The sequence below is a fragment of the Rhizobium sp. Leaf262 genome, from assembly GCF_001422245.1.
GTDB lineage: Bacteria > Pseudomonadota > Alphaproteobacteria > Rhizobiales > Rhizobiaceae > Agrobacterium.
The window spans coordinates 25,518-46,010 of record NZ_LMMM01000019.1; the positions used below are offsets into that span (position 1 = coordinate 25,518).

At 58.0% G+C, this 20,493-nt stretch carries 18 protein-coding genes; 9 read left to right on the forward strand and 9 right to left on the reverse strand.

What is annotated here, in order from left to right:
- Positions 1-22 precede the first annotated feature (22 nt).
- Complete coding sequence (gene pepN / locus ASF29_RS20100; protein WP_062452454.1) at positions 23-2,671, reverse strand: aminopeptidase N; 2,649 nt, start codon at positions 2,669-2,671, stop codon at positions 23-25.
- A 351-nt stretch (positions 2,672-3,022) separates the two neighbouring features.
- On the reverse strand, positions 3,023-4,135 hold the full coding sequence (locus ASF29_RS20105; protein ID WP_062452627.1) for a methyl-accepting chemotaxis protein: 1,113 nt from the start codon (positions 4,133-4,135) through the stop codon (positions 3,023-3,025).
- Between the two features lie 390 nt (positions 4,136-4,525).
- Here ASF29_RS20105 and ASF29_RS20110 point away from each other — a divergent pair, with 390 nt between their 5' ends.
- Both ASF29_RS20110 and ASF29_RS20115 read left to right on the forward strand, forming a co-directional pair.
- Positions 4,526-5,464, forward strand: coding sequence for a DMT family transporter (locus tag ASF29_RS20110; RefSeq protein ID WP_062452455.1), 939 nt, complete (start codon positions 4,526-4,528; stop codon positions 5,462-5,464).
- A gap of 358 nt (positions 5,465-5,822) precedes the next feature.
- Positions 5,823-6,668, forward strand: coding sequence for a hypothetical protein (locus ASF29_RS20115; RefSeq protein ID WP_062452628.1), 846 nt, complete (start codon positions 5,823-5,825; stop codon positions 6,666-6,668).
- A 316-nt stretch (positions 6,669-6,984) separates the two neighbouring features.
- Here ASF29_RS20115 and ASF29_RS20120 read toward each other — a convergent pair whose 3' ends face one another.
- The 3 genes from ASF29_RS20120 to ASF29_RS20130 all read right to left on the reverse strand — a co-directional run bounded on the left by ASF29_RS20120 (position 6,985) and on the right by ASF29_RS20130 (position 9,550).
- Positions 6,985-7,173 carry a hypothetical protein gene (locus tag ASF29_RS20120; protein WP_062452456.1) on the reverse strand — a complete coding sequence of 63 codons (189 nt, stop codon included), beginning with the start codon at positions 7,171-7,173 and terminating at the stop codon, positions 6,985-6,987.
- A 150-nt stretch (positions 7,174-7,323) separates the two neighbouring features.
- The gene (locus ASF29_RS20125; protein ID WP_062452457.1) at positions 7,324-8,214 is read right to left on the reverse strand and encodes a uracil-DNA glycosylase; all 891 of its coding nucleotides are present in this window, start codon (positions 8,212-8,214) and stop codon (positions 7,324-7,326) included.
- A gap of 43 nt (positions 8,215-8,257) precedes the next feature.
- Positions 8,258-9,550, reverse strand: a complete 1,293-nt coding sequence (locus tag ASF29_RS20130) for an Hsp70 family protein (protein ID WP_062452458.1) — start codon at positions 9,548-9,550, stop codon at positions 8,258-8,260.
- Positions 9,551-9,781: 231 nt separating this feature from the next.
- Here ASF29_RS20130 and blaOXA point away from each other — a divergent pair, with 231 nt between their 5' ends.
- Positions 9,782-10,597: a class D beta-lactamase gene (gene blaOXA, locus ASF29_RS20135; RefSeq protein ID WP_062452459.1), complete on the forward strand. Its 816-nt coding sequence runs from the start codon at positions 9,782-9,784 to the stop codon at positions 10,595-10,597.
- A gap of 2 nt (positions 10,598-10,599) precedes the next feature.
- Here blaOXA and ASF29_RS20140 read toward each other — a convergent pair whose 3' ends face one another.
- The 3 genes from ASF29_RS20140 to ASF29_RS20150 form a co-directional block, all read right to left on the reverse strand.
- Positions 10,600-10,803: a hypothetical protein gene (locus tag ASF29_RS20140; RefSeq protein WP_062452629.1), complete on the reverse strand. Its 204-nt coding sequence runs from the start codon at positions 10,801-10,803 to the stop codon at positions 10,600-10,602.
- A gap of 102 nt (positions 10,804-10,905) precedes the next feature.
- On the reverse strand, positions 10,906-11,859 hold the full coding sequence (locus ASF29_RS20145) for a hypothetical protein (RefSeq protein WP_062452460.1): 954 nt from the start codon (positions 11,857-11,859) through the stop codon (positions 10,906-10,908).
- Positions 11,860-12,037: 178 nt separating this feature from the next.
- Entirely contained in the window at positions 12,038-12,826 is a 789-nt protein-coding gene (locus tag ASF29_RS20150; RefSeq protein ID WP_062452461.1) for an SDR family oxidoreductase, read from the reverse strand.
- A 407-nt stretch (positions 12,827-13,233) separates the two neighbouring features.
- Here ASF29_RS20150 and ASF29_RS20155 point away from each other — a divergent pair, with 407 nt between their 5' ends.
- The 3 genes from ASF29_RS20155 (at position 13,234) to ASF29_RS20165 (ending at position 16,352) form a co-directional block, all read left to right on the forward strand.
- Positions 13,234-14,898 (forward strand): electron transfer flavoprotein-ubiquinone oxidoreductase, encoded by a 1,665-nt coding sequence (locus ASF29_RS20155; protein ID WP_062452462.1) that lies wholly within the window; start codon positions 13,234-13,236, stop codon positions 14,896-14,898.
- Complete coding sequence (locus ASF29_RS20160) at positions 14,895-15,431, forward strand: GNAT family N-acetyltransferase (RefSeq protein ID WP_062452463.1); 537 nt, start codon at positions 14,895-14,897, stop codon at positions 15,429-15,431. Before ASF29_RS20155 ends, ASF29_RS20160 begins: the two co-directional genes overlap by 4 nt.
- A 174-nt stretch (positions 15,432-15,605) precedes the next feature.
- Positions 15,606-16,352 carry a pentapeptide repeat-containing protein gene (locus tag ASF29_RS20165; protein ID WP_062452464.1) on the forward strand — a complete coding sequence of 249 codons (747 nt, stop codon included), beginning with the start codon at positions 15,606-15,608 and terminating at the stop codon, positions 16,350-16,352.
- 235 nt (positions 16,353-16,587) lie between these two features.
- Here the strand turns inward: ASF29_RS20165 and ASF29_RS20170 are convergent, their stop codons facing one another.
- Complete coding sequence (locus ASF29_RS20170) at positions 16,588-17,628, reverse strand: zinc-binding alcohol dehydrogenase family protein (protein WP_062452465.1); 1,041 nt, start codon at positions 17,626-17,628, stop codon at positions 16,588-16,590.
- Positions 17,629-17,732: 104 nt separating this feature from the next.
- Between ASF29_RS20170 and ASF29_RS20175 the strand changes: the two genes are divergently transcribed.
- The 3 genes from ASF29_RS20175 (at position 17,733) to ASF29_RS20185 (ending at position 20,451) form a co-directional block, all read left to right on the forward strand.
- Positions 17,733-18,134: a helix-turn-helix domain-containing protein gene (locus ASF29_RS20175; protein WP_062452466.1), complete on the forward strand. Its 402-nt coding sequence runs from the start codon at positions 17,733-17,735 to the stop codon at positions 18,132-18,134.
- The gene (locus tag ASF29_RS20180) at positions 18,131-19,534 is read left to right on the forward strand and encodes a coniferyl aldehyde dehydrogenase (RefSeq protein ID WP_062452467.1); all 1,404 of its coding nucleotides are present in this window, start codon (positions 18,131-18,133) and stop codon (positions 19,532-19,534) included. Before ASF29_RS20175 ends, ASF29_RS20180 begins: the two co-directional genes overlap by 4 nt.
- An 80-nt stretch (positions 19,535-19,614) precedes the next feature.
- Positions 19,615-20,451 carry an undecaprenyl-diphosphate phosphatase gene (locus ASF29_RS20185; RefSeq protein WP_062452468.1) on the forward strand — a complete coding sequence of 279 codons (837 nt, stop codon included), beginning with the start codon at positions 19,615-19,617 and terminating at the stop codon, positions 20,449-20,451.
- Positions 20,452-20,493 lie beyond the last annotated feature (42 nt).

Sequence of the window (20,493 nt, forward strand, 5' to 3'; positions counted from 1 at the left end):
AAGCCGCCAAACTCACGTAACGTCAAGCCTTTAGCACGCGTTCGACGATGTCGCGGACGTCTGTCGAGAGGGCCGGAGCACGCTCGATCGTGGTCAATGCAGCGCGCGCATGATCGGCCCGAACAGGCTCAAGCGACCGCCATGAACGCATGGAGGTGAGAATGCGTGCTGCAAGCTGAGGATTGCGTTTGTCGATGGTCACGATCTGCTCTGCAAGGAAGCGATAAGCTTCGCCATCTGCACGGTTGAAACCGGTGGGATTGCCGAAGGCAAAGGTACCGATTAGGGAGCGAACGCGGTTCGGATTGGTGCCGATGAAGTGCTTGGAACCGATCAGCGCCTTGATGCGCGCCAGTGCATCGCTGCCGGGAATGGCGGCCTGAATGGAGAGCCACTTGTCCAGAACCAGCGCGTTATCCGCAAAGCGGCTTTCGAACGTCGAAAGGGCCTGCGCGGTTTCCGGTGCATTCGGGAAACGCTGGGTCAGCACGCTGAGCGCATGTGCTAGATCGGTCATGTTGCTGGCACTGGAAAATGCCGCATAGGCGCGTTCCGGGGTTGGCTGGGCAAACGACAGATAGCCCATGGCGCTGTTGCGCAGGGAGCGTCGTCCGGCGCTCGTTGCATCCGGCGAATAGGCACCCTTGTCTTCGAAGGTAGCGAAGAGCGTCGTGAATGTGTCGATGCCCGCTTCTGCAATGGCCGTCATGGCGGCGTTGCGCGCCTTGTGAATGGCCTCGGGATCATTGTTGTTGCCGATCTCGCGTGCGACGTCCGCCTCGCTCGGAAGGGCCAGCGCCTGCGCACGGAAGGCCGGTTCCAGCGTCTCGTCACCAGCGATTTCGATCAGCGTGGCGATGAAGGCCGGATCGAACGCGATGGCAGAGCCTTCACGAACGGCGTGGGTCGCCTCGACGAGGTTGGGCATCGCGAGATTCGTCAATGCCTGCCAGCGCGAGAACATATCCGTATCGTGCCGGGCAATCTGCACCATATCTTCGGCAGACTGCTCCAGATGCAGGTTGATCGGTGCCGAAAAGCCGCGGTTGATCGACAGCACGGGACGCGAGGAAATGCCGGAGAAGGTGAAGGTCTGGCTGCGCTCGGTCAGATGCAGCACGCCATCCCTGTACTCGCCGCCTTCGACCTTTAACGGTTCGGCAATCTGGCCGTTGTCGAGAATGAGCGCGGTGGACAGAGGAATGTGCAGGGCTTCCTTCTTGCTCTGGCCAGGTGTGGCCGGAACCGTCTGCTCGAGCGAGAGCGTGAAGGTGGAGGACGCTGCGTCGTAGGCCGCAGACGCGCTGACAAGCGGCGTACCGGCCTGAACGTACCAGCGGAAAAACTGGCTGAGATCGCGACCGCTGGCATCTTCAAAGCACTTGATGAAGTTCTCGACCGTGGAAGCCTCTCCATCATGGCGCTCGAAATAGAGGTCCATGCCCTTGCGGAAGTCTTGCGCACCTAGGATGGTGGCGATCATGCCGGTGATCTCGGCACCCTTCTCATAGACGGTGGTCGTATAGAAGTTATTGATTTCACGGTATTTATCCGGACGTGGCGGATGCGCCAGCGGACCGCCATCCTCCGGGAACTGTTCCGATTTCAGGTGGCGCACATCGGCGATACGCTTGACCGGGCGCGAGCGCATGTCGGAAGAGAATTCCTGATCGCGATAAACGGTCAGGCCTTCCTTCAGGCACAGCTGGAACCAGTCGCGGCAGGTGATGCGGTTGCCGGTCCAGTTGTGGAAATATTCGTGTGCGATGATGCGTTCGATATTGGCATAATCGGCATCGGTCGCAGTCTCGGGATCAGCCAGGACATATTTGTCGTTGAAGACGTTGAGGCCCTTGTTCTCCATCGCGCCCATGTTGAAATCCGAAACGGCGACGATCATGAAGATGTCGAGGTCGTATTCGCGACCGAAGCGCTCTTCGTCCCATTTCATGGAGCGTTTCAAAGCATCCATGGCATAGGCCGCGCGCGGCTCTTTGCCGTGTTCGACGTAGATTTTCAGCGCAACGTCACGACCGGACATGGTGGTGAAGGTGTCTTCCACGAGGCCGAGATCACCCGCCACAAGCGCAAAGAGGTAGCTTGGCTTGGGATGCGGATCGAACCATGCCGCAAAGTGACGGCCCTCGTCATAATTGCCGCCACCGAGGAAATTGCCGTTCGACAGAAGGAAGGTGTTGCCTTCCTTTGCAGCAATGATGGTGATGGTGTAGGGGGCCAGAACGTCGGGACGGTCGGGGAAATAGGTGATGCGGCGGAAGCCTTCGGCCTCGCACTGGGTGCAATAGACGCCGTTGGTGCGGTAAAGGCCCATCAACTGCGTGTTGGTTTCCGGGTTGATGTAGTTGGTCACGCAGATTTCGAAGGGTTCTGCGGCGGGTAGGTCACGGATCGTCAGGCTGTCCGGCGTCGCATCGTAACGCGCCGCAGGAAGCTCGATCTGGTCCAGCAGCAGGCCGGAGAGCGTCAACTCGTCACCGTCAAGAACGAGCGGGGCTGACGTGTCGGCACCTTCGCGCCGATGGAAAATCAGTCGCGCTTCGACCTTGGTGTTCTCCGGGTCGAGTTCGAAGGTGAGGTCAACTCGTTCGAGAACGAAATCGGTTGGGCGATAATCCGCCAGGTGAACGATTTGGCCTGTATCTGTTCGCATGACTATTCCTGAATGAACCTTGCCTGCCACGATTCAGGTTTCATGCCGCATGCCACCTGAAGGTAAAATTGAAAGAGGGTCACATACATGTGAAATTACCAAGACATGATGTCTCGAACTTGCCTCGCCAGACGAACGGTTCAATGAGGATCAATGACTGTGTCTCGCATTGGCACATCATTCCATTAAATGTTGAACGATTACTGAAATTGTCGGCGGTTCCCAATTATATTGTCATAAAATCTTTGCTTGGTTAGCAATTCTATTAGATCAGGATGAGCGGGACCGGATTTACGCTTTCAATGCAAGCGCGGTGACGCTGCCACACCGGCCAGCATCATTTGAATATATTCAGCCTTTGAGGCCAAGACGATCTCTGATCACATCTTCGTTTTCCGTCTGCTGAACGACGACGCCGTACCATCCAAGGCCGCTATAGTCTTCATATCCAAAGGTTTTGGCGAAGGCGACGATGGCACCGTTTGTATCGTAATAACTGCCGCGCATGGCATCGGTGGCATTGACGAGGGGGAACCGGGTAAAGCGCAAGGCGGGTTTGTTGCTGGCGATAACACGCATGTCCTCGTCCAGAAGCATGACGACGGTGCGTTCTGCCACCTGCGGCGGCAGGTTCGCTTCCTTTTCGACGATGGCTTGACCCTGATCCTGCCAGTCGAAATAAACGCCGAGCGTGCCGAGCAGCGCGCCATCATTCTTGCCGCCTTCCCGAATGCCTGTGGCATAAACCAAGACGTCGCGGTCGTCATGATGGGGGCTGCTCTTTACCTGATCGACAATATAATCATCACCACTGCGGCACTGCGAGGCGGCAATGAACCATGGCTCGAGCCTCAGGCTGCGACCGATGAGATTTCGCTGGTGACGCGGGTTGGCCGATGCGATGACCATGCCGCTCACGTCGGTCATGACGAGGTCGATATAGACAGTATAGAAACGGTTGATGACGCCGAGGCGCTCCGAGGCGAATGTGGCATCGGCCTTGTCCCTGGTCTGCAGGGCCTGCCACAGGGCTGTGTCGGTCGCCCACCAACGCACGTCAGCAGTTCGCTCGAACAGATTGCGGACGATCAGCTGCACCAGTGTCTGCGCCATGTCTATCAGCCGGACGCCTTCCATCTCTTCCACCAGCGCTTCGGCCATATCTCGGCTGAGACCGATGCGACCGAGCACATTGTGTTCGAAGGTCGATGAAATATCCGATGCAATCTGCGCGAGGCGCTGGACTTCATTGGCAACGACAGCAAAACCTTTGCCTGCCTCGCCGGCTCGTGCGGCCTCGATGAGGGCGTTGATGGCGAGAAGGCGTATCTGCTTGACGATATGCGTATTGTCGGTGCTGAACCGCCTCAGGTCCGTCGACATCCCATCGGTGACAACACGCATGCTGCGTGGCGTCGCGGGTTGCGATGCGTTTTTGTCGGCTGTCCGTAAAGGGGTGGTCATGGGAACCGTCAATCCATATAGAGATAAAACAAGCTCGGTCTTCCCATTGGCTGAAATGAAAAGCTGAGTTTTGAACTGTAAAAATTAGAATAGATCGTGGTTAATATTTTACTTCTGAAGCGCTACGACAAGTTGTGATGCATGTAATAATACGTGCATACTAAGTGGGCATTTGCATTACTTAGCGGCACATCTTGTAACTTGCGTGCCATTCAGTCCGCGACGTGTCTTTTGCGCACGGTGTCCGGCAAAAAACGCTGGAGACCACGGAGCGCGCAAATTATATCCGACAAGGCCGCCATAATCTGCTAGGCAGGATGCACATGCAGGTCGACATCACGGTCTGTGATATGCAACCGGTTCACACGCCGAACCCACGAATGCCGACCCATGAATGCCGCTGCCCAAAACCCCATCAGGGGGATAAGCCTCAAGCTGATATCCGTTGCGTTTTTTCTGGTGATGCAGACCTGCATCAAGGCGGCTGGTCCCGACGTACCTGCGGGGCAGATCAGCTTCTTTCGCTCCACCTTTGCCATCATCCCGATCGTTATTTATCTGGCATATCTGCGCAGCCTCAGCAGCGCCTTCCATACCGAAAACCTTGCCGGGCATTTCAAACGCGGGCTGCTCGGCATTCTCTCGATGATTTGCGGGTTTTACGGCCTGACGCTTCTGCCGCTGCCGGAATTCATCGCCATCGGTTATGCGTCTCCACTGATGGCGGTGGTGTTTGCCGCATTGCTGCTGGGAGAAACGGTGCGGGTCTATCGCTGGTCTGCGGTGCTGGTGGGAATGACAGGCGTCATCATCATTCTGTGGCCTAAGCTCACGCTTCTGCAGCAGGGCGGTTTTTCGGCGGGTGAGGGCATTGGCGCGCTGGCCGTGCTGTTGGCTGCGGTGCTGGGCGGTCTTGCCATGGTGCAAGTGCGCCAACTCGTGGTTACGGAAAAGACCGCCACCATTGTTCTCTATTTCTCCCTGACCGGCAGCCTTCTGTCAGCACTCAGCCTGCCGTTCGACTGGGAATGGCTGGACATGAAGCAGACCATTCTGTTGATCTCCTGCGGAATAGCCGGCGGGATCGCTCAGATCCTGCTGACCGAGAGCTACCGCCATGCAGAGGTCTCAACGATCGCGCCCTTCGAATATAGCTCTATCCTGCTGGGTATCGCTGTTTCCTATGTGTTGTTTGGAGACATTCCGACCATCACCATGCTCATCGGCACGACGATCGTCATTTCCGCGGGAATCTTCATCATTTTCCGCGAGCATCAACTGGGATTGGCGCGCAAGGCGGCGCGAAAGGCATCCACCCCGCAGGGTTGAGCCCGGCATCACAGCGACTTTTACCGTGCCGCGCGAGAATGTTGAAAAGCTTTATTTTTACTTAAAGTTTTATTCAATTCTGGCAAGAATGTGATATGGAAGACACGGGTGGTAAGGGCGAATTGTTTGGGTGGCATATCGTGTTTGGGGTAAAGCGCGTAATGCCTGCCTTCGCACATCTGTGTTCAAGACACATGATGGGCCTGTGGCAGGTAAAGTGTATTGTGGCAACATCAGCCTATCGGGGTCTTTCGAGATCGTTTGGCGCTGAAGAACATATTAATTTTATCGCGTTGCTTGTCTTTTGTTGTGGCAGGATAGAAAGGCGCTTCACGCTTTGCCCGATGGCGGTGCGATCATGAGATATTCATATGACGAGCTCGTCGCGCATCCCAAATTGCTGGGAGCGATAAGAACACTCGCCCGCAATTTGCGGGGCGCCTATAACAGTAATCCGCGGATAGCGCGATTGCTTTCAGCGCATCAGAAGTGGCTGATGACGCAGGCGGGGATGGCCCTGAACCTGGAAAGCGGCCCCCGTGGCTTCACCGTTGCACAGGCGCGGGAACTCATCACCACCAATCACGTCGCAAGTCGCAACACGGTTCAGAACTATCTCGATCAGCTTGAAATCTATCGCTACGTTGAAAGGGTTAATCCGGCCTCTCAGCGACCCCGTCGATACAAGGCGACACCCGTAAGCGAAGAAGCGATCCTGATGTGGTATATCGCCAATCTGGCCGCTCTCGATTGTCTCGATGGGGGAATACGTGCCGTTGAGATGATGGCACATTCACACTTGCTGGCGGTGGCGCAACCACTGGCCGCTCGGCTCTGCCTGATGGATCCTGCATGGGTGAACCCGCCACCGCGCGTTGGGCTCTTTCTATGGACAGAGGCAGGCGCTCTCGTCATGGATGAATTCATCAGCCGAATTGAAGATGCAGACCGCGCCGTAGAGCGTATCGATATCGGTTTTGTCGATGCGCGCGCGCTGGCAACGGAATTCATGATGTCACGCACGCATTTGCAGCGTCTTCTCAATAAGGCGGCGGAGCAGGGTGCTATGGGCTGGCATGACAACGGCCTTCGCAGTGGCATGTGGTTTGCGCGGGACTTTCTTGAAGAATATTGCCGCTGGCAGGCGATCAAATTCAAGTATGTTCAGGACGCATTTATCGAGGCGAAGACGAAAGCTGCCTGATCTGCTTCCTAAATCATGCCACGTTCCTTTTGCAAGCAGCCCGCTCGACCGCAGAAATACCTATGCCAAGCAAAGCATATGGTGCGCTCTCGTGCAGAGAGCGTTCGGGCGGCAGCTTTCGATACGGAATTGCACAGGGTATATCTCTGCCCCACGACATATCTATAAGTAGGGCGATGCGACGATCACGGCGTGAAACCACGCCATCTCTAAGATATCCACGCGATTAGAACGCAAAAGCGCCTCTCCATGGGAAAGGCGCTGCGAAAGCGTCGGATCTGAATGTCTTGCTGGCTTTGCCTGAAGACGATTTCTATCAGCGCTCGCGGAAATCCGCGAAGACTGCCGAAGGACGTGTCGTGCGAACCTGCTGGGTAGACGCGCGAGCGGTCAGCTGTTCGTTGGTTCCACCGAAGCGGTGGTAGCCATTTGTGGAGCGCGGGCCGAGGCCTGCGAGCCGGAGAGTTTCGAAGCCGGAGTGAACCGGACGGAAGCGAGTGGTCATTGCCTTGGTTCCTTAAACCTTTTCCTCCCAAGACGAGACGACTTATTGCAGTGCAGTATGGATTCGGCAATCAGGGTAAATGCGCCGCTGTTATGCGCCATTTGCATGGCTATTTTCATAAATGATTCACATTGATCAAAAAGGAAGCATTCACATTTGGCCAATGTGAGCTTGAAACGCTAATAAATCCTGCCATGCCAATGGCTTACTGGCTGGAGCGTTCAACAGTTCCTGCGGATGCAGGGTGGCGATTGCAGGCACGATTCCGTGGCCGGATGCGACATCTCGCCACTGTCCGCGTAGCGTATGGATGGTGCCGGTGCCACCAAAGAAAAAACGCGCGGTGAAGTTGCCAAGAAGCAACAGTGCTTTAGGCTCGGCTAAAGCGACCTGCCGCTCGATGAAGGGGCGACATATTTCCATTTCCGGGCCTGATGGCGGGCGGTTGCCCGGCGGACGCCACGGCACGACATTTGTCAGCAGCAGATTGGCGCGGTCCAGGCCGATGGCTGCCAGCATGCGGTCGAGCAGCAGGCCGGTCTTGCCGACGAAAGGCAGACCCTCGCGGTCGTCATCTGCATCGGGCATGGGGCCGATGACCATGATGCCGGAAGAGGGGTCGCCCTCGGCAAAGATAGTGGTGCGGGCGCTGTTTTTCAGATTGCAGCCGTTGAAAGCCTCCAGCGCGGTCTTGAGCTCCGGCAGGGAACGCGCCGTTTCCGCAGCAAAACGAGCGGCGGCAATGGCCTGGTCGTCCGGCATTGCGACATTGGTCTGGATGGCGGGAGCAGCAGGCGCATTTCGGACTGCCGCTGCCGCCTGCGTCGTGCGTGCGGAATTGGTCTGCGTCGCCGAGCCCGGTTGCGTATCCGGTTGTCTCGAGGGCGCCTCTCTTTGTGGCGCGCGGTTCTGACGGGTTGCGGCGAATTCGGCAAAGCGGTCCAGGGGAGCATCTTCCAGCAACCAGTCTACGCCCGCATCCGCATGGAAATGCAAAAGCGCCGCCAGTTCTGCCGGTGAAAGGTCCTGGGCCGAGATCATGGATGAAAACTATCCTATGTCCCCGAAGCGCGAAACCCCGGAATCACGCTGTCCAGCGCTCAATGTCGCCGCTTTCGCCAATCATGGCCAGGCCGTGGGCGATGGAGAGCAATTCACCGCCCGTTTCGATCTTGTCTGCATCGAAGCGACGGGTGAAAAGCTGGCGCACGGCGGGCACGAAAGAGGTTCCGCCGGTGAGAAAGACCTTGTCGATGGCCTCCGGTGCGGTTTTGGTTTTCTCCAGCACCTCATCCAGCGCGCCTTCGATTTTGGCAAGGTCGTCGCTGATCCATTGATCGAAATCCGAGCGCTTGACGGTCTTGCGACCCGCGCTGCCAAGCGGAGAGAAGTTGAATTCGGCTTCCTCGTTCGCCGACAGCGCCATCTTGGTGGCTGAAATGGCCTGGTACAGCGGGTAGCCTTCGTCGTGGTCGACGAGATCGATGAACATTTCCAGCTTTTCCGGCTCCAGCGCGGAGCGGACGAGGGATTTCAGATCGGTGAATTCTTTCGAGGTCTTGAAGATCGAGAGCTGGTTCCAGCGTCCGAAGTTGACGTAATAGCCGGCGGGCACGTCGAGAATCTTGTCGAAGCTCTTGAACTTGCTGCCCTTGCCAATCTCCGGTGAGACCAGATTGTCGATCATGCGGAAGTCGAAATGGTCACCCGCAACGCCTACGCCGGAATGGCCGATCGGTGTGGCCGAAAGTCTGCCGCCATGGGTCTCGAACCGGATGAGCGAGTAGTCGGTGGTGCCGCCGCCGAAATCCGCGACCAGAACATTGGCGTCCTTTTTCAAACTTTGCGCAAAGTAATAGGCTGCCGCGACGGGCTCGTAGACATAGTGGATTTCAGGAAAACCGGCACGGGTCAGGGCATCGTTATAGCGCGCGATGGCAAGCGCCTCATCCGGGTTGCTGCCGGCAAAGCGGACCGGTCGACCAGCGACCACCGTGGAGACGTCGTCGCGCCACTCGTCACCGGCATAGGTCTTCAGCTTGCGCAGAAAAACCTCCATCAGGTCTTCGAAGCTCTGGCGCTTGGCAAATACCAGCGTGCCCTGAAACAGCGACGAGGCGGCGAAGGTCTTGATCGATTGAAGAAAGCGGCAGTCGCCGGGATTGTCGATGAACTGGCGGATGGCGGCGTGGCCAGCCTCTACCTGGAGTGCGGCTGCGCCGAGCGTGCCCGTCTTCATGAAGGAGAGCGCCGTGCGCATGCTGTCTGTGGTGCCTGCACTGCTGGTGAAGCGCATCGAGTGGCTGGTGTTGCCGCTGTCCGACATGGCCATGACCGTGTTGGTCGTGCCGAAATCGAGCCCGAGTGTTCTTGCCATTGCGCGTATTTCCCAAGATCAATGATGGTTTTGCCGGATGCCATGAGCCTCCGGTCGCGAACGGGACGCTTGACGCATCCGCCTGTTTTGAAGAGGGCGCGTGATCGCACAGCGAATTGTGAATGGCAAGCGCGGCCAGCCGATTTTCTATTGCCCTGCCATAATAATGCCCGGTGCCATCGCGCTTATCGGTGGCCGGGGGAATCTCGAACGCGGATCAGTGGAGTGGCCATGGCCTTGGAAAGACCTTTCGCAGCGGCAATGTTTGCTGCTGTTTCAACATGCTGCCTTTACATGACGCCGGCGCTGGCAGCACAGCCTGCACAGTGCACGGTCATCATGGATGTGGCGAGTGGACGGACGTTGCATCGAGACGGTGCGTGCGACAAGGCTTTTGCGCCACAGTCTTCCTTCAAACTTCCGCTTGCCATCATGGGTTATGATGCAGGTATTCTGAAGGACGGGACGACACCGCGCTGGGACTACAAGGCCGAATGGAAGAAGCCGAAGCGCGAGCAAAAATCCGTCGATCCGACCATTTGGGAACGAGATTCCATCGTCTGGTATTCGCAGGAGATAACGCGGCGCCTGGGCGAGCAGAAATTTGCCGATTATGTGCGCCGTTTCGACTATGGCAATGCGGATGTGAAGGGCGTCAAGGGGCGCACCGACGGGCTGACGGAAGCCTGGCTGATGTCGTCGCTGCAAATCTCAGCCGACCAGCAGGTCGATTTCCTGCGTCGTTTCCTGACCGGAAAGCTGCCTGTGTCCAAGGATGCGTCTGACAAGACAAAGGCGATCATTCCCAGCTTTGCCGCAGCGGATGGCTGGCAGATTCAGGGCAAGACGGGCTCTGGCCGCATGCGTACCAAAGCGGGCAAATACGATGGCGACAGCTGGCTCGGCTGGTTCGTCGGCTGGGCGCAGAAAGGCGACAGGCAGGTGGTCTTTGCCACTGTCAACGTCAAGGACTGGAAGAGCGACGAGCCAATCAGCTTTGCCACGCGGGATGCGCTGATTGCCGATCTGCCGAAACTGGTAAAATAAGCCTATCGGATAAAGCGCCTGGATGCCCAGATAACGGCGAGGCCCGCGATGAGAACAAGCGCCCCGCGCAGCATCCACGGGCTCTGGTTGATCATGAAACTGGAGGCGGGGTAGGGGAAGTATCCGCTGCCCTGTCCAATCCAGACCAGACCGATAAGCATGAGAAGAGCGCCGAAAACGGTCAGGGAAATCCGAAGTATCTGCATGATGGGCCTCGACAGGGAAAAACCTCCCCGGAGCTTACTCCGGAGAGGCGGCAATAGCCATCTGTTTGGCTCGTCTGGCGACGCTTTGGTGAAGACCGCCAATTACTCGGCTGGCTGGTGGGCGGCCAGTTTCATTTCTTCCAGTCGTTCGCGCATGACGTTCTGTAAAAGAGCGCCGACGTCGTTCATGGACATGCCCTGATCCGCAAGGCCGAGAACGAGATCGCTGAGGTCCATACGGGTCGTATCCGTCACTCCCGGCAGATTGAGGGCGCTGGCGTGCTGGTCGATAAAGGGAATTCGGCGGTAGAAACTTTCACCGAAGATATGAAGCCACATGCGTTCCAGAATGTAGCCATTGGCTTTGGCCTCGCCAGTTGCGAAGTCATAGATCAATTGCTTCGATTCGGACGACAGGCGAGCGACATGATAGTTGCGAACGGCAAAGATCGCACCGTAGGAGAAAACGCCGACGGTGTGCCGCGCAGCCTCTTCGGCCTGTGCATCCAGCTTCCATTTTTTCAGCACATGGGCGGCGATATTGCTTGTGTTGGTGGAAATGCCTTCCAGAATTTTGTAGACCAAGCCCATGTTCCAGGCGCCTGGATCGTTGAATTCCAAAGCCTTCCAGTCCATGAGCGAGAAGGTTTCGGGGCGCACGCGCAGTTGCAGCGGGAAATACTGCTGATAACGCTCCATGAGGTCTGCCGGTGGAATATTGTTGGCCTCGAGCCACTGCCAGGACAGGGCTTGGACATCGTCCCATTTGCGCCAGTTCTTCAGAAGAGCGATGAAATCGGGACTGTGCGTCAGGGGATCTCCCTGGCTGAAGACGGTAAAGTCGCGATTGTCTGGCGCACGCGTCATCATGTGGTGAATATAGGTCTCGGACTCGCGCCCGATATTGGGCCGTGCGATGATCTCGTCGGCGCGCTCCAGCACCTCCGGTGACGTGATCTCCTCTCCCTTGTTGTAAATGATAACGTTGAAATCGACTGGAATATCAACGATCCACTCAAGAGCTTCGTTGTATCTCGCTAAAACGACAGTATGCATGGAGTCCCTCTGATCAATATGAGAGCGACCGTTGACGAACGGCGATCTATACATGCAGGCTACTCGTCTAAGCTTGTGCGGACGTTGTGCGGCCAAGTTGCGCCAAGCGTTGTTGGTGGCGCAGAAAGTAAAAACCCCCGCGCACAACTGCGGACGAGGGTTCGGCGTCGTGGTGGCGTCAAATGGACTTCGACGCGCCACCATCGACACGCAGCATCGTGCCTGTGATATAGCTGGCGGGCTCGGAGCAGAGGAATGCACCGGCGGCTGCAAATTCATCGACCTTGCCGAGACGGCCTGCGGGGATGGTCTTCAGCGACGCTTCGCGAATCTCTTCGACACTTTTGCCAAGCCGCTTTGCGTTGGCTCCGTCCAGCTCGTCGATGCGGTCGGTGTGGATGCGTCCGGGAAGCAGCAGATTGGCGGTAACGCCGAACCCGGCGATCTCGGTCGCCAGTGTCTTGTTCCAGCCCACCAGTGCGCCGCGCAGGGTATTGGACAGCGCCAGATTGGGGATGGGCTCGAAGACGCCGGACGATGCGACGGTGAGGATACGGCCCCAGCCTTGCTCTTTCATCTGCGGCAGCAGCGCGCCGGTCAGCGTGATCACGCGCAACACCATGGACTGGAAAAAGGTGTCCAGCTTGTCGATGGTGATATCCTGAGCGGTGCCGGGGGTCGGGCCACCGGTGTTGTTGACGAGAATATCGATGCCGCCCAGCTTGTCCTTCACTGCCTGGACCATGGAAGGGACGAAGTTTTCTTCCGCCAGGTCGCCCCAGACCCAGTCCGCCTTGCCCTTGCCGAGAGCGTTGATGGATTTTGCATTCGCATCCAGCCTGTCGCCACTGCGCCCGACCAGCAGGACATGAGCGCCTTCTTTGGCGAGCGCAGACGCTATGCCGAGGCCAAGGCCGCGTGACGAGGCCAGAACGAGGGCGCGTTTACCCGAAATGCCGAAATCCATTGCTCTACTCCTGAATAGTGTGGCCGTTGTTATAGAGCCGGGCCCCGGCATTTTGAAGCGCATATCACCTTTATTTCGATGAGGCCGTCTGCGGAAATGGAGGCGCGGCGAGGGCGGAGGTTCCCGGTCGACTTGACCGAAACGGCCTCCTTGCATTATCTGAATTACGTGAACGTAAAAGTAAGATATCGGGTTGATGTTCGATAATGTCATAACCACACTCGATATTGTCATAGCGAGTGGGAGGCTTTGCCGCAGTTCAACCTCGACAACGGCTTTGCGCTTTGCAAAGAATGGGTTGAAGCGAAAGCGCAAGGAGCGGGCAAACGGGTGGAGTGAACTTCATCGCGCCTGCTGAGTTCAAGAAAGACAATGCCGGGCGGGACCGGCGAGGTGAGAGGATGTCAATGACGGATGCGATGGAACTGCCAGAACGGGAATCGATGGAGTTCGACGTTGTCGTCGTTGGCGCCGGGCCTGCCGGTCTTTCGGCAGCGATACGACTGAAACAGATCAATCCAGACCTGTCCGTCGTCGTGTTGGAAAAGGGCGGCGAGGTCGGTGCGCATATCGTCTCCGGAGCCGTGGTCGATCCCATCGGTATCGATCGGCTTCTACCGGGCTGGCGCGACGAGGAAGGGCATCCTTTCAAGACGGAAGTCAAGGACGACCAGTTCCTGTTGCTGGGCCCTGCGGGCTCCATCCGTCTGCCGAATTTCGCCATGCCGCCCTTGATGAGCAATCACGGCAACTACATCGTTTCGCTGGGTCTCGTCTGTCGCTGGCTGGCGGAGAAGGCGGAAGCGCTCGGCGTCGAGATTTATCCGGGCTTTGCGGCGACCGAGGTGCTGTACAACGACGACGGTGCCGTGATCGGTGTCGCCACCGGTGATATGGGCATCGAAAAGAACGGCGAACCCGGACCGGCCTTCACCCGTGGCATGGCGCTGATGGGCAAATATGTCCTGATCGGGGAAGGTGTGCGGGGCTCTCTGGCCAAGCAGCTGATCCAGAAATTCGATCTGTCGAAAGACAGCGATGTCCAGAAATTCGGCATCGGCATCAAGGAACTGTGGCAGGTTAAGCCGGAGAATCACCGGCCGGGACTGGTGCAACACTCATTCGGCTGGCCGCTGGGCATGAAGACGGGTGGTGGCTCCTTCCTTTATCACCTTGAAGACAATCTCGTTGCCGTGGGCTTAGTGGTTCATCTGAACTACAAGAACCCTTATCTCTATCCCTTCGAGGAATTCCAGCGCTACAAGACGCATCCGGCCATCGCCCCGACATTCGAGGGCGGCAAACGCCTGTCCTATGGTGCGCGCGCGATTACCGAGGGTGGCTATCAATCCGTCCCGAAGCTGACCTTTCCCGGCGGCGCGCTGATCGGCTGTTCCGCCGGTTTCGTCAACGTGCCCCGTATCAAGGGCAGCCACAATGCGGTGCTGTCTGGCATGCTGGCGGCGGAGAAGCTGGCTGATGCGATTGCTGCTGGCCGTGCCAATGACGAAGTCGTCGAGATCGAGAACGAGTGGCGTGACAGCGATATCGGTAAGGACCTCAAACGCGTCAGGAACGTCAAGCCGCTATGGTCGAAATTCGGCACCGCACTCGGCGTCGGTCTGGGCGGTCTCGACATGTGGACCAACCAGCTCTTTGGCTTCTCCCTTTTCGGAACGCTGAAACACGGCAAGACCGATGCGCAGAGCCTGGAGCCCGCGAAGTTCCACAAGCCGATCGCCTATCCGAAGCCGGACGGCGTGCTGACCTTCGACCGCCTGTCCTCGGTCTTCCTTTCTTCCACCAACCATGAGGAAGACCAGCCTGTGCACCTGCAGGTCAAAGACATGGAGCTGCAAAAACGCTCCGAACACGACGTCTATGCCGGACCTTCCACCCGCTACTGTCCTGCCGGGGTTTACGAATGGGTGGAGAAGGATGGTGAAGACGTTTACGTCATCAACGCCCAGAATTGCGTGCACTGCAAGACCTGCGACATCAAGGACCCCAACCAGAACATCAACTGGGTGCCGCCGCAGGGCGGTGAAGGCCCGGTCTATGCAAATATGTGAGCCTTGCCGCAAATGGCGTTGACGCAACAATGGTGACGATCCGTGCCGCAAGGCAGGACGAGTTCGCTCGTCTGGCCGAAATCGAACTCGATGCCTTCGCGGTGTGGGCTCAGGCTTGCGGCACTTCGCTGGAGCCATCCGTAGCGCCCGATCATCTGCTCCAGGAAAGCCTCGATCACGAGCTGCTTCTGGTCGCTGAAGAGGGTGGGCGTCTCCTTGGATTTTCGCTTGGGCTGGTTGTCGATGACGACCTATACCTTGTCGAAATCGATGTGGAGCGCGCCGCACAGGGCAAAGGCGTGGGCCGCAGCCTCATGCTCGCATTGCTTGAGGAGGGCAGGAAACGGGGCTTGACCTCGGCGCTGCTGACCACGGATCGACACGTGCCATTCAACGCGCCGTTTTACACGAAGCTTGGATTTTGCATTCTCGAAGGAGCCGACACGCCGGTTTTCCTGCGTAAAAGGCTCCAAAAGCAGATTGAATCCGGGCTTGATGCAGAACGCCGCGTGGGGATGCGATTGATTTTGTGACGGGGTGAGCCTTCTACCGGATGGCGGCTGAACAAATCGTCCGCTGCCCGGTTAGTGAAATAAATCTCGGTATCCAGGGGATTTGCAGTAACGATGCGGATAAACTAAGTAGTTGAGGGCAACCTGCACGGGGCGCGGATGGGCGTGCCCGCTATTGGGTTTGGGAGTGAATGAATGGCTAGTCTGGCCAATGTGGTTTCGGTTTTGCGACAGAATGTCAAGCTCGCACTCGGTGCATCGGTGGCGTTGATCGCGCTGGTGTCGATGGACGGACGCCCCGCCATGGCGGCCAGCTGCCGGGCGGATGCCGCCGCGCAGATCGACTGGAGCGAATGCAACAAGCGTCTCTTGATGCTGGGCGGCAGCGTTCTTGATGGCGCAGACCTTCACGGCACCGACTTTACCTATACCGACCTGCGCGGTTCGTCCTTGAACAAGGCGAATTTCGAAAAGGCCAAGCTTATTCGCACCTCGCTGGCATCCTCTCAGTTGCAGAATGCCAACCTCGTGAAAATCGAGGCCTACCGAAGCGATTTCAGTGATGTGGATGCGGAAAACGCGAAATTCATCAATGCGGAAATGCAGCGGGCGAATTTTGAAAACGCCAAGCTGGTCAACACCGATTTCACCAAGGCCGAGCTCGGCCGCGCCGATTTCGAAGGTGCGACGCTGACCGGTACGAAGTTCAGCATGGCCAATCTGTCCCGTGCCCGCTTCGAAGGTGCGAAATTCACGGGTCCCATCGACTTCGAAAGCTCCTTCCTGCTGCTGGCGCGCATCGAAGGTCTCGACCTTTCCTCTGCCACCGGTCTCGACCAGAAGCAGATCGATATCGCCTGTGGCGATGCCAAAACAAAGCTGCCACAGGGACTGACGATGCCGACATCCTGGCCTTGCCCCGAGGACCCCGACGAGGATTGAGCGATAGGTTTGCGGGTGGGGCTCACCCCCCTCTGTCCTGCCGGACATCTCCCCCACAGGTGGGGAGATTGGCTGGACGCACGCTCCTTGGTTCTCCGCAGCGTCATCACCGGCCTCAATAGTCAAAGCGTCAAGATGGGCCGTGAGTTTGCCGCGAGCCGTGAGTTTGCCGCGAGTCGATCTCCCCACCTGTGGGGGAGATGCCCGGCAAGGCAGAAGGGGGTGAGCGGCAGTCTCAACCGCTCATGACGTCTCCGCCACTAAACCCTGACAAAACAATCTTCCCCCTCGCAGTCCCACTTTCGATCAAAGCGTGCGCCTTCATAAGATTGGCCGCGTTGATGGTGCCGAAGACGTCCGTCAGCGTCGTCTTGATCTTGCCTGCATCCACCAGTTCCGAAACGTGGTTGAGCAGATTGTGCTGCTCGAGAATATCAGCGGTTTCGAACACCGGGCGGGCGAACATCATTTCCCAGTGGATGGAGATGGCTTTCCGCTTGAAGGGCATGGCGTCAAAACCATTGGCGGGATCGTCGATCAGCGCGAACCGTCCCTGCGGGGCGATGAGGGCGACGCTGTCGGCGGCGTGGAGGTCGCTTTGGGTGGTGGAGAAAACGAAAGCGGGCGCGCCGAGGCCGAGCGCTTCCACCTGTGGGGCGAGCGGCTGGCTGTGGTCGATGACATGATGCGCGCCGAGTGCCTTGACCCAATCCTTCGTTTCCGGGCGGGAGGCCGTGGCGATGACGGTGAGGTCGGTCAATTGCCGGGCAAGCTGGATGGCGATGGAGCCGACGCCGCCTGCGCCGCCGATGATGAGAATGGCCTTTGCCGCACCCGGCACGGCATCCTTCACCTTCAGCCGGTCGAACAAAGCTTCATAAGCGGTAATGGCTGTGAGGGGCAGGGCGGCTGCTTCCTCGAAGCTGAGGCTTTTCGGCTTCTTGCCGACGATGCGCTCATCCACCAGATGGAATTCGCTGTTGGAGCCGGGGCGGTTGATGGCACCGGCGTAAAACACCTCGTCGCCCGGCTTGAACAGGGTGACGCCTTCGCCAACGCACTTGACGATGCCAGCTGCATCGAAGCCCAGAATGCGGGCTTGACCCTGTTCCGGCGGCTGGTTGCGTCGCACCTTGGTATCGACCGGATTGACCGAAACGGCCTTCACCTCGACCAGAAGATCATGCCCCTTGGCTTCCGGCACTGATACATCGAGGTCAACAAGCGCATCTGATTCCGTAATGGCTTTTGCGCTTTTGTAACCGATAGCACGCATGGCGTTTTCTCCTTTGCTTGTTGCGTTGACCTCTATTTGATAGAGATGAGCAAACACCGCAAGAATGCACATATTCTGTATATACGCACAAAAAGGATACTGTGATGTCCCGTCCCCGTGCCAAACTGACCGGCAATTTTCCTGGTTGTCCGGTGGAGTCGACGCTGAGTTTTCTGGATGGAAAATGGAAGGGCGTGATCCTCTATCACCTGATGAATGAGGGGACGCTGCGCTTCAACGCGCTGCGCCGCCACATTCCCAATGTCACCCAACGCATGCTGACCAAGCAACTGCGTGAACTGGAAGAGGCGGGGCTGATTTCCCGCAAGGTCTTTGCCGTGGTGCCGCCGCGCGTGGATTATGATCTGACGCCGCTGGGGATCAGTCTGCAGCCGGTTATCACAGCCCTGAAGGCGTGGGGCGAGACGCATGTTATCTGCAAGGATGGGGAAAAGCGCGTTGTGCCCCCTGTCGATCTCATCAGGCCGCTGGAGGCCGCCGAGTGAGCAATGCCGAGGATATTCTCGCACGTCAGCGCAATGCTTTTTTGCGTGACGGGCCGCCGACGCTCGAGGCGCGAAAGGCTGATCTGAAAGCGTTGCGCAAGGTGGTGACCGCCCGCAGGCGCGATATCGAGCAGGCTGTCGATCTGGATTTTGGCGGGCGTTCGCCACGCGAAACGGCGCTGCTGGATATTCTCGGCGTCGTGCAGGCCATCGATTACCTGACCCGCAATCTGAAGCGCTTCATGAAGCCGGAGCGCCGCCATGTGGCCGCGACATTCCAGGTGGGGCGGGCCTATGTGGAGTATCAGCCGCTGGGCGTGATCGGCATCATGTCGCCGTGGAATTATCCGTTTCTGCTGGCCATGGTGCCGCTGGCAACCGCGCTGGCTTCGGGCAACCGCGCCATGTTGAAACCGTCAGAGCTGACGCCGCGCACCAGCCAGTTGATGAAGGACATGCTGGCCAGCGTTTTCCCGGAGGAAAAAGTAGCGGTTATTCTTGGAGATGCTGACGTGGGAGCGGCCTTCAGCGGGCTTGCCTTCGACCATCTGTTTTTCACCGGCAGCACGCAGGTTGGCCGGGCCGTGATGAAGGCGGCCAGCGAAAACCTTGTGCCGGTAACACTGGAACTGGGCGGCAAGAGCCCGACGATCATCCAGAAAGGCCATGCCAGCGACAGCAATGTCGCCTCCGTGGTGTTCGGCAAGCTGACCAATGGCGGGCAGACCTGCGTGGCGCCGGATTATGTCTTCGTGAATGAGGATGATCTGGCTGCCTTCACCGATACCTTCGGCAAGGCTGTCGCGAAATCCTATCCCAAGGGACCAACGACCATGGATTTCGCTTCCATCGTCAGCGACCGACATTTTGGGCGGCTGAACGGCCTGCTGGATGATGCCCGCCTAAAGGGCGCGCGGGTGGTGGAGGTCGGTAATGCTGCACCTACGGCGGCAAGTCGCATCCGCGTTCTGCCGCCGACGCTCGTCTTTGACGTGACCGACGAGATGGCGGTGATGCGCGAGGAGATTTTCGGGCCGATCCTGCCGGTGCGGACCTATCGCGAGATCGGCGAGGTGATTTCCTACATCAATGCAAGGCCAAGGCCTCTGGCGCTCTATGTGTTCGGCGATGAGAAGAGCGAGGATTGCCGCGCGATATTGGCCCGCACCACCTCGGGCAATGTCGGCATCAACAACGCCATCTTGCATGTGGCGCAGGACGATCTGCCATTTGGCGGAGTGGGGGCGAGCGGCACGGGTGCCTATCACGGCATCGAAGGCTTTCGCCGCATGAGCCACGCAAAGGGCGTGTTCGTGCAGGGACGGTGGAGCTTGCCGACCCTGTTGCGCGCGCCCTTCGGGCGGCTTACAGACTGGACCCTCGCATTTCTGCTTCGATAAAAAATTCCGCATTGCAACATTGATCTGCCCGGATTGCTTCATAGCGTCGCGGCAGTGATTCTCAGTCAGGGACGACAAGCATGGGTATTGGTTGGATCGAGGCCGCGATTCTCGGTTTTATTCAAGGTCTTACGGAATTTTTGCCAATTTCCTCCAGCGCGCATCTGCGCATTGCCGGGGAGTTTCTGGGAACGGGTGAAGACCCCGGCGCCGCCTTCACCGCCATTATTCAGATCGGCACAGAACTGGCGGTTCTCGTCTATTTCTGGTCCGATATCATGCGCATCGCCATGGCGTGGCTTCGCAAAAACCTGCGCCTTGGCGGCACTTACGACCCCGCCGATGTGCGCATGGGCTGGCTCATCATCGTCGGCTCGGTGCCGATCGTGCTGCTTGGCCTGTTGTTCAAGGATGCCATCGAGACCTCGCTGCGCAACCTCTATATCACCGCGATCATGCTGATCGTCTTCGGCATCATCCTCGGTTATGCGGACAAGATCGGCAAAAAGAAGTACCCGCTGAACAAGCTCATCTGGCGCGATGGCATCTTGTTCGGTTTTGCACAGGCCATGGCGCTGATCCCCGGCGTTTCTCGCTCCGGCGGCACGATTACGGCAGGCTTGTTGCTGGGCTACACGCGCGAGGCAGCGGCACGCTATTCCTTCCTCCTCGCCGTTCCCGCCGTCTTTGGCTCCGGCTTTTACCAGCTTTCCAAGAGCATCGGTCAGGTCAACCCGGTCGGCTGGGGCCAGACGGCGCTGGCCACGCTGATATCCTTCATCGTAGGCTACGCCGTTATCGTCGTCTTCCTGAAACTGGTTTCCAGCAAAAGCTACATGCCGTTCGTCTGGTACCGCGTGGTGCTTGGCGTGGTGCTTCTGGTGCTGCTGGGCACGGGCACGATCAGCACAGCGTAATCGCGCATAACACTAGCAGATGCTCCGGCGTTAGAGCCGGGG

Excerpts from the sequence above, each read along its gene's own strand:
- ASF29_RS20115 (WP_062452628.1), top strand. The coding sequence starts at position 5,823 with ATGAGATATTCATATGACGAGCTCGTCGCGCATCCCAAATTGCTGGGA.
- ASF29_RS20155 (WP_062452462.1), top strand. The coding sequence starts at position 13,234 with ATGACGGATGCGATGGAACTGCCAGAACGGGAATCGATGGAGTTCGAC.
- ASF29_RS20150 (WP_062452461.1), bottom strand. The coding sequence starts at position 12,826 with ATGGATTTCGGCATTTCGGGTAAACGCGCCCTCGTTCTGGCCTCGTCA.
- ASF29_RS20110 (WP_062452455.1), top strand. The coding sequence starts at position 4,526 with ATGAATGCCGCTGCCCAAAACCCCATCAGGGGGATAAGCCTCAAGCTG.
- ASF29_RS20170 (WP_062452465.1), bottom strand. The coding sequence starts at position 17,628 with ATGCGTGCTATCGGTTACAAAAGCGCAAAAGCCATTACGGAATCAGAT.
- ASF29_RS20145 (WP_062452460.1), bottom strand. The coding sequence starts at position 11,859 with ATGCATACTGTCGTTTTAGCGAGATACAACGAAGCTCTTGAGTGGATC.
- blaOXA (WP_062452459.1), top strand. The coding sequence starts at position 9,782 with ATGGCCTTGGAAAGACCTTTCGCAGCGGCAATGTTTGCTGCTGTTTCA.
- ASF29_RS20165 (WP_062452464.1), top strand. The coding sequence starts at position 15,606 with ATGGCTAGTCTGGCCAATGTGGTTTCGGTTTTGCGACAGAATGTCAAG.
- ASF29_RS20125 (WP_062452457.1), bottom strand. The coding sequence starts at position 8,214 with ATGATCTCGGCCCAGGACCTTTCACCGGCAGAACTGGCGGCGCTTTTG.
- ASF29_RS20175 (WP_062452466.1), top strand. The coding sequence starts at position 17,733 with ATGTCCCGTCCCCGTGCCAAACTGACCGGCAATTTTCCTGGTTGTCCG.
- pepN (WP_062452454.1), bottom strand. The coding sequence starts at position 2,671 with ATGCGAACAGATACAGGCCAAATCGTTCACCTGGCGGATTATCGCCCA.
- ASF29_RS20185 (WP_062452468.1), top strand. The coding sequence starts at position 19,615 with ATGGGTATTGGTTGGATCGAGGCCGCGATTCTCGGTTTTATTCAAGGT.
- ASF29_RS20140 (WP_062452629.1), bottom strand. The coding sequence starts at position 10,803 with ATGCAGATACTTCGGATTTCCCTGACCGTTTTCGGCGCTCTTCTCATG.
- ASF29_RS20130 (WP_062452458.1), bottom strand. The coding sequence starts at position 9,550 with ATGGCAAGAACACTCGGGCTCGATTTCGGCACGACCAACACGGTCATG.
- ASF29_RS20120 (WP_062452456.1), bottom strand. The coding sequence starts at position 7,173 with ATGACCACTCGCTTCCGTCCGGTTCACTCCGGCTTCGAAACTCTCCGG.
- ASF29_RS20105 (WP_062452627.1), bottom strand. The coding sequence starts at position 4,135 with ATGACCACCCCTTTACGGACAGCCGACAAAAACGCATCGCAACCCGCG.